Source organism: Collinsella sp. CLA-ER-H6, from assembly GCF_040092305.1.
Lineage (GTDB): Bacteria > Actinomycetota > Coriobacteriia > Coriobacteriales > Coriobacteriaceae > Collinsella.
In genome coordinates this window covers 1-11,176 of sequence record NZ_JBBNLS010000027.1, presented here as the reverse complement: position 1 = coordinate 11,176, position 11,176 = coordinate 1, and the positions used below count along the sequence as shown (strand labels likewise).

The window sequence follows — 11,176 nt, the reverse complement described above, 5'->3', positions numbered from 1 at the left end:
CGGCGCGCCACGGGTCAAGATGCACTAGGCCTGGACGAAGTCCGGGCCCGCGCCTTTAGACGCGAGCCCGGGGCCCGTGGGTTATACCCTAAGAGCAAACCACCCTTTTTAAGGGTGGTTCTGATTGCTCAAAAAGGTACAGGTTTTTGTATCTTTCGACTGACGACATTATACGAGCAATTAATCAGCGTTTGCCCAGATTACGCAAAATGTACTGATAGTAGGTACATCTCTATACCCCTCTATAAAAACCTGTACTTTTGCGACTGCGCCTAGCTGCGAGCGAGAAGCCTGTTCTAAACGGGCCCCTGCATTTGCGTGCATCGCAAAGCCAAAAGAGGGGGGGGCGAGAACATGGAGCAGACGGCACGGCGCCAAGAGCAGCTGCCGGGCGCATTTAACGGCGCCACCACCAACAGCCAGCATGGCCGCGTCCGCTGGTATCTGGTCCACACCCCCCAGGGAAAAGAGCGCGAGACCTGCGAAAAGGTCCGCTGCATTATCCCGCACGAGCTGATGCAGGACGCTTTTGTGATGCAAAAGGAGTTCTGGTTTAAGCGGGACGGCGCCTGGTCGCTCCAAACCAAACCCATGTACAAGGAATATTTCTTCGTCGCCACGCACGATGCTGCCGCGCTCGATAGGGCTTTGGCTCAGTTGAGCTTTGGCTGTCGCATCGCCGGCAGTAGGGAGCGGGCGTATATGCCCATGCCGGACGATGCGCAGGACTGGTACCGCAGCGTGCTGGATGACGACGGCGTGGTGCGCAACAGCGTAGCGCGCATAGAAGACGGCGTACTGCACATAGAACAGGGTCCTTGGTGGGGCAAGAGGCCCGTGTTAAAAAGATCGACCGTCATAAGCGCTGGTGCCTGGTAGACGTGGGCGAGGGTGACTCCACATTTAGGGAGCTGCTACCGCTCGACGTTCCCAGTAAAACGTAAGGGAGACGTCGCACTGGCAATTCGTTCGCATTTTTGAATTTACCGATTGGGGGATCCCTGGGTAACGGGGACGTAGGTTTGACTGTGGCTGCTAAAGAAGTAACAAAGACAAATACGCCGCGGGGGCGGCGCTGATTGCTCAGGCCATGGACCGGCGCGAGGGCGCCGGCCGGTATAAGGCCATGCAATCTACCATGGACTGGGACCGCTCGCGTCTAGCCTACAGGGCAGTGAAGCGCGCGTTCGACATTGTGTTTAGCGGTGTCGTGCTCGTTCTCATCGCGATCCCTAGTCTGGTGCTGGCCGCTGCCATCCGCCTGGAGAGCGAGGGTAGTCCCTTCTACAGCCAGATTCGCGTGGGCCAGAACCGTCCCGACGGTAGCCTGACCATCTTCCGCATGTGGAAGTTCCGCTCCATGTACAAGGACGCCGACGAACGCCTCGCCGAGCTCAAGGGGCAGAACGAGATTGCCGGCGCCATGTTTAAGATGAAGAATGACCCGCGTGTTACCAAGATCGGGAAGTTCATCCGCAAGCACTCCATCGACGAGTTCCCGCAGTTTCTCAATGTGTTCCTGGGCCAGATGTCCGTTGTGGGCCCGCGACCGCCGCTGCCGCGCGAGGTGGCTGAGTACACCGAGTACGACCTGCAGCGACTTGCCGTGAAGCCGGGCATCACCGGCTGGTGGCAGGTGACGGACCGCAACGACGTCGACTTCGACGGCATGGTCCGCCGAGACCTGGAGTACATCGCCAAACGCGGCGTGGTCACCGATTTAAAGATTGTTCTCCTCACAGTCGTTGAGGTCTTTACCGGTGGCGGTGCTTGCTAGATGACTGAACCGATTAGGGTAGCCCAGGTTGTTGGCAAGATGGTTGGCGGCGGCGTCGAGGCCGTTGTCATGAACTATTATCGCCATATTGACCGAAGTAAAGTCCAGTTCGATTTTCTTGTCGATTCAGATTCGACGCTCGTGCCACGTGAAGAGATCGAATCGCTTGGTGGTCGAATCTTTGAGATTCCGCCCTACCAGCATGCGATTGAATATCAGCGAGAGCTTCAAAGCCTCTTTACGCAAGAGGGCTGGAAGATAGTGCACAGCCATATCAACGCGCTTTCCGTCTTTCCGCTTCGCGCCGCGAAGAAGGCAGGGGTACCCGTGCGTATCGCCCACAGCCACTCGACGAGCGGCAAAGGCGAGTTTGCAAAAAATGCCCTTAAAGGCTTTTTGAAACTGTTTTCGACAAGGTATCCAACTGATTTGGCGGCCTGTACTGAGTATGCCGGTAAATGGCTGTTCGGCTCATCCCATTTTACCGTCTTTAATAATGCTATCGATTTGAGCAGTTTTTCTTTCAATCGATCGATTAGGGATGAGCAACGTGCTGAGCTTGGAGCGCAGGACGATACGCTGGTATTGGGGAATATCGGTAGGTTCATCCCCCAGAAGAATCAGCTGTTTTTGCTTGATGTTTTCAAGGCGGTTTATGATCAGAATCCTGATTCCATCCTTGTTATCTGCGGCGATGGAAAGTTGAGACCGCAGGCGGAGGAAAAGGCGCGCTCGCTGGGAATTGCGTCAGCGGTGCGTTTTCTCGGTCAGATTTCCAATGTACAGGACGTCTATCAGGCGCTTGATTTATTCGTTCTCCCTAGTCTGTACGAGGGCCTCGGAATGGTCGCGATTGAGGCCCAGGTCTCCGGTCTCCCGTGCATCTGCTCTGAGAGGGTCCCTAACGAGGTCGCGCTATCCGGTCGGTGCAGCTTCGTTCCGTTGAGTGCGGGCATTGAGGGCTGGTCCAATGCGATCCTTACCACACGCACAGATGTCGTTAATCGTTCCGATCCCCAAGCATCTCTGGGGCTTGAATCTTATGACATCTTTAGGGCAGCGCCCAAGCTCGAAGAGTACTACCTGAAGTTATTTGAAACGGTGAATTAATGAATATTTGTATTTTAACGTGGCTCCATAATCAAAATTTCGGTACGTTGCTTCAGGCTTATGCCCTACAGCAGTTTTTGAAGGCAGAAGGGCATGACGTTGTCGACGCCGACTATCTTCCCTGCGTTAAAGAAAAGCTACTGAACTGGGCGATCAACCGGAACTCCTTCGATTTATTTGCTGGTAAAGCACGCGAGCTATTCAATCGCAAGAAGGAACATGATGACTTCGGATCCTCGACGGCTGACGTATTCAATCGCTTTTTGAGCCAGAACATCGAGACCACTGATCGGATTGTCGATACAGACGGACTGGTCGATTTACGGGGAAAATACGATGCATACGTCTGCGGATCTGATCAAATCTGGTCCCCTTATCTTTTGAATAGGAATTTCTATCTCTCTTTTCTAAGCGACAGCGATAAGAGAATCGCGTATGCACCCAGCTTCGGTGTCACGAGCACCACGCAGAGGAAGAAAAAGATCATTACCGATCTGATTAAAACGTTCAGCTCTGTGTCTGTTCGTGAAGATGCGGGCGCGGATTTTGTCGAATCCCTCGGTCTCGAGCGCCCTTCACAGGTTGTGGACCCTGTCCTGCTCCTGTCGAAAGAGGACTGGGCCCCGCTCATCAACGGTAAATGTCCTGAGCCCGGGAAAATCGTCTGCTATTTCCTTGGGAATAGGCCGTTTTACAGGAAAGCTGTCGATTCGATTTCAAAAGAGCTCGGCTGCGAGGTCGTGACGCTTGTCGGTTCAGGTAAAAATGCTGTCGACGAGCAGCTCAATCCGCGTTACGGGCTTGGTCCCGATGAATGGCTCGCTTATCTGGCGAGCGCGCGGTTCGTGTTAACCGATTCGCTGCACGGTACGCTGTTTTCTCAAATTTTCCGCAAAGACTATTACTGCTTCAAGAGATTTGAGGAGACCGACAAGCGCTCTCAAAACTCTCGAGTCGAGAGCCTCTCGAGGCTCTCGAATACCGAGGATCGTCTGCTAGATGGCTATGACAGTCACATGAACGCTACGGAAATTGAGGGCTATGAGAAGCGACTGTCCGACGTGGAGTCGCTTATCACGTTTTCGAAAAAATGGCTCTTGGATGCTCTTGAGCAATAGGGGGAAGTTAGCTTGAGCAAGAACATCGACACAGTTTCTCACCGGGCCTGCTTTGGTTGCGGAGCTTGCGCGGCCAAATGCCCTTTTTCCGCTATTACTATGCGTACCTCGCCCGACGGTTTCGAATATCCCGTGGTGGACGCAGCGAGATGCACCTCCTGCGGTCTTTGCCTGCGTACCTGTCCGGCGGAAAACCAAGTCGACGCGGACTCGGAGGCCATTCGCGCCGCTGTCTTGCAGAGCGATGACCCGGACGAGCTCGCGCAAAGTTCGTCCGGCGGCGTCTTCTCCCTTCTTGCGAAACGTATACTATCGGACGGCGGGCGCGTTTACGGCGCCGCCTGGGATGGCGTCGATCACGTCAGGCATATCGGTATATCCGAGCTTGCCGAAATCGCGCTCCTGCAAAAGTCCAAATATGTCCAGAGCGATGCTAGCGAATCGTATCCCGAAGTGCTCAGCGATCTCAAATCCGGCAAGCGAGTCCTCTTCAGCGGTACTCCTTGTCAGGTTTCCGCGCTGCGTCTCTATTTGGGTAAACCGATGGATGGGCTGGCAACCGTCAGCGTTGTTTGCCACGGTGTACCAAGCTCTTCCATGTTTCGTTCCTATGTTGACTGGCTCGAGCTTCGGGAGAAGTCCGATGTCACCGCACTGACTTTTAGAGATAAATCGAAATTCGGATGGGGTCATAACATAAAAATCGAGTTATCCGACGGCAGGATTATAAAGAGGCCCGCTGCATTCGATCCCTTTTATGGTTCCTACATCAAAGGCCTGATCAGCAGATCGTCTTGCTACGGCTGTCCTTTCAGAGGGAGCGACAGTCCTGCCGACATCATCCTCGGTGATTCCTGGCGTTCTGAGTCTGTCCAAGACTGCGGACATCCCGAGAAGGGTGTTTCGGCCGTTATCGTGAAGACCGAGCGCGGGGCAAAATTGATCGATGAAATAAGCGATTGCGTCGCCTACTCTAACAACGGCCTTGCTCCGGATGATGTGCTGCTGCATGAAGATCCTAATAAGCGCTCGGATCTTGAGGAGAGGCGCGATGCCGTTATCGAGCATTTCGAGGCTACAGGATTACAAGTCTTTGATTCCGTCCTGGCGCCGAATGCGACCCTTTTCGACCGTCTGAAAATGCTGCTCCCCCCGTCGATGCGCCTGCGTGTAAAGCGGTTTGTCCGATCTATCAAACCTAGGACCGTGCATGAGTAACTTCACCACAGTGATAACGATTTGCGACCGTCCCCATATCGGGGGCGGAGCTTCAAAAATCGCAATCGAAACAGCAGCTGCTCTGGCGAGGATAGGTGTCAACAGCTATTTCTTTTCAGCGTTGGGTGACCCCGATCCCTCCTTAATCGAATCTGGCGTTGTTTGTGTCAATTGCGGGCAGAACGACGTCCTGAACGGGGGCGTCTCCGGCGCTGTCCAGGGTATCTGGAACAGGCGCTCGGAAACGGCGCTGGATGATCTACTGAAGCAGCTCGATCCGAAGACGACGGTCGTCCACGTTCACTCTTGGACGCACTCCCTTTCTCCCTCGATATTTAGGGCCATAGGGCGACGGGGGTTCAAGTGCCTGATCACAGCCCATGAGTACTTCCTCGTTTGTTCCAACGGTGGGCTCTACGACTATGTGAATCACTGCAACTGCGGAATCGCCCCCGGTTCCCCAAAGTGCCTGCTGCATAACTGCGACAAGCGCTCATATACCCAAAAAATGTATCGATCCGTTCGCTTTTCTGTACAGGAATATGTCTTGAGAGCCCTGCGTCCGGCGGTGGTCTTCGTTTCAGATTCCAGCCGTCGGTTGATTGAGCCCAATCTAGCATGGGAAGCCGGGCGATTCGATTGCTTGAATTACGTTGATGCGAACAAAATCCAACATGGATTGGACGCAGATTGCGCGGCTTACCTATTTGTAGGTCGCCTGAGCCCCGAAAAGGGCTGCGATTTATTTTGCGAAGCCGCCAGCAGGGCCGGTGTGGACGCTATCGTCATCGGTGACGGTACCGAATTGAAGAGGCTGTCGGACAGTTATCCGGATATCAAATTCATGGGCGCGCTGCCCCATGACAAGGTGCTTTCCGTCATGACGCGGTCACGTGCAATCGTTATGCCCTCGGTTTCGCGAGAGACGTTCGGGCTTGTCGCCTATGAGGCCATGATCGCTGCCGGTCTGCCGTGCATCGTCTCTGATGTCGGCGACGCTGCCTCCTTTGTGAGGTCGAAAGGTCTCGGCGAGGTCTTCAGCGCGGGCAATGCCGAGTCGCTATCCGCCGCAATGGTCAATATGCTCGATCCCGATGTTTACTCGCGTTATAGGGGGGCGGTTGAGAAGGCGGACTTCAGCTGCCTCGAAAAGACCGCTTATGTAGAACGTCTTATCGGTATTTACGATCAGCTAATGGCTAAGCTTTAATTGGATGAAGGTTTTTAATGGTTACGGTTGTGATGTCAGTTTACAACGGCACGCGATATCTTACTGAGCAGCTAGATAGCTTAAGACTTCAGACAGTGTCTCCGGACCGAGTGCTGATTGCGGATGATTGCTCAACAGACGGGTCATTCGATCTCATTGGCGAATATATTGAGAAGCATGGGCTCGATAATTGGACCATCAACAAGAACAGCTCTAATTTCGGCTGGCGCATGAGCTTCAAGCGGCTTCTCGACCTTGCATCTATAGATGAGGGCATCGTCTTCCCGTGCGACCAGGATGATATCTGGGAACCCGATAAAATCGCTGTGATGTCCTCAATCCTCGAGAAGGACCCCTCGATTGAGGTTCTCAGCTGCGCCGTCGAGCCGTTTTATGAGAGCGGCGGTAAAAAAGTAACAGTCTATGGTGCCGTCGATGATTCCAAACCTCTGGACGATTTGGAGACTCCGGTTTTCGATAGCAAGTTTATGTCGGTACGGCGCCCCGGATGTTCGTATGCCGTTAAATCGAGTTTTATAAGGGAAATCATGCCATATTGGCAGGATGATTTTGCGCATGATGGTATGTTATGGCGCTTCTCATTACTGAAGGGGACCCTCAGACTTCTAAATCAGCCCTTGATTCGGTTCCGTAGGCATGACTCTAATGCAACTGAGATGCGACATATTGACAAGAAATCTCGTGTTGCTGAGATAGGGATGTGCTTGAGATTTTCTAAGGTTTTAGAAGAATACTGCAGTAGTAATCCTGGCGATTATCGTATATCTTCTGCGCATATAGAGCATTACGGTTCTGTTTTAAATGCCCGTTTGCACTTGCTCGTAGGTGGCCTAAAAATTAGTGATTTAGGCACCATTCTAAAATACCGTAAGTATGAACTGTCAAATCGTTCCCTGCTTGGTGATTTTAAGGCCTTAATCAGTTCCTGTGACAGTAAGTAGGTGTTTAGAATGCTTGAGCTATTTACTAATGAATTCACTATTTTGATTTTTGCCGCAATCTTAAGTGTCATTTCTCCCGTTAAAGGACTATTTTTTTCTGTTCTAGGATTGCTCGTTTTCAAAGAAGTTCTTTCTGGGCGCCTCTACAAAGTGTTTTTAAATAACGCTATTCCCATTGTCGTTATGGGCGCGATGGTTTTCTTTTCTGCCATTGCGTTTACGTCCCGAAGCATTAATGAATCCCTCCTTACGGTCTGCTCGTATTTCTTTTGCATCCTTCTTGGTTATATTTACGGTAAAGTAAAGAACGATGACTGGGTTGAGTCTGCATTGCTTATGCTTCGCAACGTTATGGTGTTCGCCTGCCTATTTAGCTTTGTCCTTGAAATTGTTTTAGGTCAACGACTGGTTACAAATGGTTCCTTTTCTTTTCTGCAAACTGTAACGATTGATAATCCATCCTTGTATCGACTGCGTAGTTTTTTCGGTCATGCAATCGTATTTGGCCAAATGATAGTTATTGCTGTTGTAATCAACTATAAATTGGAGACGGGCAGGATGAAACGTCTCTTATACTCTGTAGTTCTTTTGGTCGCTCTGCTTCTGACAAAGAGTCGTAGCGCGTGGATTATTCTCATTGCTTTAGCATCGGTGTACCTGATCTTTCGCCTAAAGAACCCCGAGTATTCTAAATGGAATTTAATTGCCCTTTTAATTCCAACTGTATTGCTACTCGTTTTCATTCTCTACAAGTTTGGACTGTTTAACTTTGTGGCTTCTCGATTTGGTGAGCTTGAAACTGATGTTTCATATAGCCAGCGTTCCGGAGCCATTGCCTATATTATTCATAGCTTTTTAAGCAGGCCGCTGTTTTGGCTTACTGGAAATGGTTTTGGCAGTAGTCGCATGACTATGCTGGGCACGACGGTTGAAATTAGCGGTTTTTCAACGGTGGATAATGGTTTCCTTGCAATGCTGTATGAATATGGTTTTCTTGGAATTTGTAGCTTTGTATTCTTGATAATTTCCGCTGGCATCGGTTCGTTCAGGTCGGGTTGCGAACTCGATCAAGTACTATTTACCGTTTCCTGTATATGCTGTGCGGAGCTCATATTTTATTGTGAGCTTGGTTGGTGGGTGCCAACGGTCATCTTGTTTGCTTCCTGTGGACTCGTTCTGGGTAGAACGAGTGCTCGGTATTCAGATTTGTGCGAGTCAGGCCCTTTTTTGATTTCTGAATAAATCAAGGATGTTAGTTTAAACAAACGAGGTTGAATGAATTATTCGTCTATTGCACGCAACACTATGATTGCGTTTGCTGCACAGTTTATTTCTCTATCGGTCAGTGTTGTCATGTCGCTGCTCGTGCCGAAAATCGTTGGTGTTGCTGATTATGGATACTGGCAGCTGTTCATGTTTTATACGACCTATTCCGGCTTTTTTCACCTTGGCCTGAATGATGGTGTCTACTTGATTAACGGGGGTCTCTCTCGTGATGAAATCGATAAGAGCTCAATAAAATCCCAGTATATCTTCGGTGCTTGTTTCCAGGCAGTGATTTGCCTCGGCATCACTTTTGTTTCGCTGCCTCTTGTCGATGACGCAAATCGAGTATTTGTTATCGCGTCTTTTGCGCTTTACACCGTCGTCTATAACCTGACAAGTTATTTGGGCTTTGTCTTTCAGGCTATGAACGAAACTAAGCTATTTTCGTTTTCTACAATGCTAGACAGGCTGGTGTTTCTGGCTCCGCTCCTTGTTTTAATTGGATTTAAGGTTTCGGACTACCATCCCTATGTCTACGCGTATCTCGTTTCGAAGATTATTGCGCTCATATATTGCTCTTGGATGGGCAGGGATATCCTATGTGCTAAATCAGTGTCTTTTGGCAACTCGCTTAAGGACGGTATCCGCAGTATCATCGTCGGCGTAAAGCTGATGATTGCGAACATCGCCGACACACTGATCCTCGGGGTATCTAGGTTTCTTATCGATCATTTTTGGGGTATCGTCGCCTTTGCAAAAATTTCGTTCTCCCTCTCTCTTGTCAATTTCTTTATCACTTTTGTCTCGCAGGCGAGCATGGTCTTATTTCCTGCTCTTAGGACAGGTTCTGATGAGGAGAGAGTTCGTTTTTACATTGGCATAAGAAATGCCATCGAACTCATTTTTCCTGCAATCTTTTTGTTCTATTTCCCTATGGTTTGGTTTTTGGGGGCGTGGCTTCCTCAATATGCCGAGAGCCTTAGATATTTTGCGCTCTTACTTCCGATATGCGTCTTCAATACGAAGATGAGCCTTTGCTGTACTACCTATTTCAAGGTACTTCGTAAAGAACAGCTGCTCCTGAAGTTGAATGTCGTCACTGTTATTTGTAGCGCTGTTTTTTCGATATTCGGTGTTCTTGTCCTTAACTCACTCGACGCCGTCCTGTGTGGCGCCGTTATCTGCATTATTGGCAGGTCGTTGTGGTCCGAGCTCTATCTGAACGAACAGCTTAGCGCCCCTGGTTCAACTAGGCCGTTTCAGGAGATCCTTCTTACAGCCGCTTTTGTCTTGTTCACTGAGCTTTTATCTGGTGGAACTGCGGCGATTCTATATGCATTAGTCTACGTTGGCTATCTCTTGCTTAATCATTCTGCGCTGAAAAGCGTTGCTTCATGTTTGACCAAACTGAAGAAGCAGCGATAGCTACATCAAAATGGATTGGATTTTATTATGAAAGGCATCATCCTCGCCGGCGGGTCCGGCACCCGCCTGTACCCGCTCACGCTCGTGACCTCCAAGCAGCTGCTTCCGGTCTACGACAAGCCCATGATCTACTACCCGCTGTCCACCCTCATGCTGGCGGGCATCCGGGACATCCTGGTCATCTCCACGCCGACGGACCTCCCCAACTTCGAGCGCCTGCTCGGGGACGGCTCGCGCTACGGCGTGAATCTCTCCTACGCCGAGCAGCCGAGCCCGGACGGCCTGGCGCAGGCCTTCACCATCGGCGAGGACTTCATCGCCGGCGAGCCGTGCGCGCTGGTGCTCGGCGACAACATCTTCTACGGCAACGGCCTCAGCCGCCACCTGACGCGCGCCGTCCAGAACGCAGAGTCCGGTAGGGCCACGGTGTTCGGCTACCACGTGGACGACCCCGAGCGCTTCGGCGTCGTGGAGTTCGACGGGGAGGGCAGGGCCGTCTCCATCGAGGAGAAGCCCGCCGAGCCCAAGAGCTCCTACGCCGTCACCGGCCTGTACTTCTACCCGGGCGACGTGGCCGCCAAGGCGCATGAGGTGGTGCCGTCCGCGCGCGGCGAGCTGGAGATCACCGACCTCAACCGGATGTACCTGGAGGAGGGGACGCTGTCCGTCGTCACCCTCGGCCGCGGCTACGCGTGGCTGGACACCGGCACCATGGAGAGCCTGCACGAGGCCGCGGAGTTCGTCCGCGCCGTGGAGCACTCCCAGGACCTGCCGGTCTCGGTCCCCGAGGAGATCGCCTGGGAGAACGGCTGGATCACGACCGCCGAGCTGGAGGAGGCCGCCAAGGCCTACGGCAAGTCGGTCTACGGCCGGCACCTCAAGAAGGTCGCCGCCGGCGAGATCGTCAACAGCCCGCGCGAGTACTAGGAGGAACCCCTCATGTCCGAGATCTTCGAACCCAAGAACATCATCGTCACGGGCGGCTGCGGCTTCATCGGCAGCAACTTCGTGCACTACGTCGTGAACAACCACCCGGGCGTCCACGTCACCGTCCTGGACAAGCTGACCTACGCCGGCAACCCCGAGAACA

The 11,176-nt window shown here is 51.9% G+C and carries 11 protein-coding genes; all 11 read left to right on the top strand.

Annotation, left to right across the window (positions count from 1 at the left end; all coding sequences use genetic code 11):
* Positions 1 to 354: 354 nt before the first annotated feature.
* Entirely contained in the window at positions 355 to 879 is a 525-nt protein-coding gene (locus tag AAAX77_RS09630; RefSeq protein ID WP_349106056.1) for a hypothetical protein, read from the top strand.
* Between the two features lie 247 nt (positions 880 to 1,126).
* On the top strand, positions 1,127 to 1,777 hold the full coding sequence (locus AAAX77_RS09625) for a sugar transferase (protein WP_349106054.1): 651 nt from the start codon (positions 1,127 to 1,129) through the stop codon (positions 1,775 to 1,777).
* Positions 1,778 to 2,887, top strand: coding sequence for a glycosyltransferase family 1 protein (locus AAAX77_RS09620; protein WP_349106051.1), 1,110 nt, complete (start codon positions 1,778 to 1,780; stop codon positions 2,885 to 2,887).
* Entirely contained in the window at positions 2,887 to 4,005 is a 1,119-nt protein-coding gene (locus AAAX77_RS09615) for a polysaccharide pyruvyl transferase family protein (RefSeq protein ID WP_117629447.1), read from the top strand. The genes AAAX77_RS09620 and AAAX77_RS09615 overlap by 1 nt, the downstream gene beginning before the upstream one ends.
* A gap of 12 nt (positions 4,006 to 4,017) precedes the next feature.
* Positions 4,018 to 5,223 (top strand): Coenzyme F420 hydrogenase/dehydrogenase, beta subunit C-terminal domain, encoded by a 1,206-nt coding sequence (locus AAAX77_RS09610; protein ID WP_349106049.1) that lies wholly within the window; start codon positions 4,018 to 4,020, stop codon positions 5,221 to 5,223.
* Positions 5,216 to 6,433, top strand: a complete 1,218-nt coding sequence (locus AAAX77_RS09605; RefSeq protein WP_349106048.1) for a glycosyltransferase — start codon at positions 5,216 to 5,218, stop codon at positions 6,431 to 6,433. Before AAAX77_RS09610 ends, AAAX77_RS09605 begins: the two co-directional genes overlap by 8 nt.
* Positions 6,434 to 6,450: 17 nt before the next feature.
* Positions 6,451 to 7,395: a glycosyltransferase gene (locus tag AAAX77_RS09600; RefSeq protein WP_349106046.1), complete on the top strand. Its 945-nt coding sequence runs from the start codon at positions 6,451 to 6,453 to the stop codon at positions 7,393 to 7,395.
* Positions 7,396 to 7,404: 9 nt separating this feature from the next.
* The gene (locus tag AAAX77_RS09595; RefSeq protein WP_349106045.1) at positions 7,405 to 8,637 is read left to right on the top strand and encodes an O-antigen ligase family protein; all 1,233 of its coding nucleotides are present in this window, start codon (positions 7,405 to 7,407) and stop codon (positions 8,635 to 8,637) included.
* Between the two features lie 33 nt (positions 8,638 to 8,670).
* Complete coding sequence (locus tag AAAX77_RS09590) at positions 8,671 to 10,086, top strand: hypothetical protein (protein WP_349106044.1); 1,416 nt, start codon at positions 8,671 to 8,673, stop codon at positions 10,084 to 10,086.
* Positions 10,087 to 10,113: 27 nt separating this feature from the next.
* Complete coding sequence (gene rfbA / locus AAAX77_RS09585; protein ID WP_349106042.1) at positions 10,114 to 11,013, top strand: glucose-1-phosphate thymidylyltransferase RfbA; 900 nt, start codon at positions 10,114 to 10,116, stop codon at positions 11,011 to 11,013.
* 12 nt (positions 11,014 to 11,025) lie between these two features.
* Positions 11,026 to 11,176: NAD-dependent epimerase/dehydratase family protein (locus AAAX77_RS09580; RefSeq protein WP_349106019.1), on the top strand; the 151-nt coding region annotated here is incomplete at its 3' end.

Bases quoted from the DNA above. Each gene is read 5' to 3' on its own strand.
- AAAX77_RS09630 (WP_349106056.1), top strand. From the start codon at position 355: ATGGAGCAGACGGCACGGCGCCAAGAGCAGCTGCCGGGCGCATTTAAC.
- AAAX77_RS09625 (WP_349106054.1), top strand. From the start codon at position 1,127: ATGCAATCTACCATGGACTGGGACCGCTCGCGTCTAGCCTACAGGGCA.
- AAAX77_RS09620 (WP_349106051.1), top strand. From the start codon at position 1,778: ATGACTGAACCGATTAGGGTAGCCCAGGTTGTTGGCAAGATGGTTGGC.
- AAAX77_RS09615 (WP_117629447.1), top strand. From the start codon at position 2,887: ATGAATATTTGTATTTTAACGTGGCTCCATAATCAAAATTTCGGTACG.
- AAAX77_RS09605 (WP_349106048.1), top strand. From the start codon at position 5,216: ATGAGTAACTTCACCACAGTGATAACGATTTGCGACCGTCCCCATATC.
- AAAX77_RS09600 (WP_349106046.1), top strand. From the start codon at position 6,451: ATGGTTACGGTTGTGATGTCAGTTTACAACGGCACGCGATATCTTACT.
- AAAX77_RS09595 (WP_349106045.1), top strand. From the start codon at position 7,405: ATGCTTGAGCTATTTACTAATGAATTCACTATTTTGATTTTTGCCGCA.
- AAAX77_RS09590 (WP_349106044.1), top strand. From the start codon at position 8,671: ATGAATTATTCGTCTATTGCACGCAACACTATGATTGCGTTTGCTGCA.
- rfbA (WP_349106042.1), top strand. From the start codon at position 10,114: ATGAAAGGCATCATCCTCGCCGGCGGGTCCGGCACCCGCCTGTACCCG.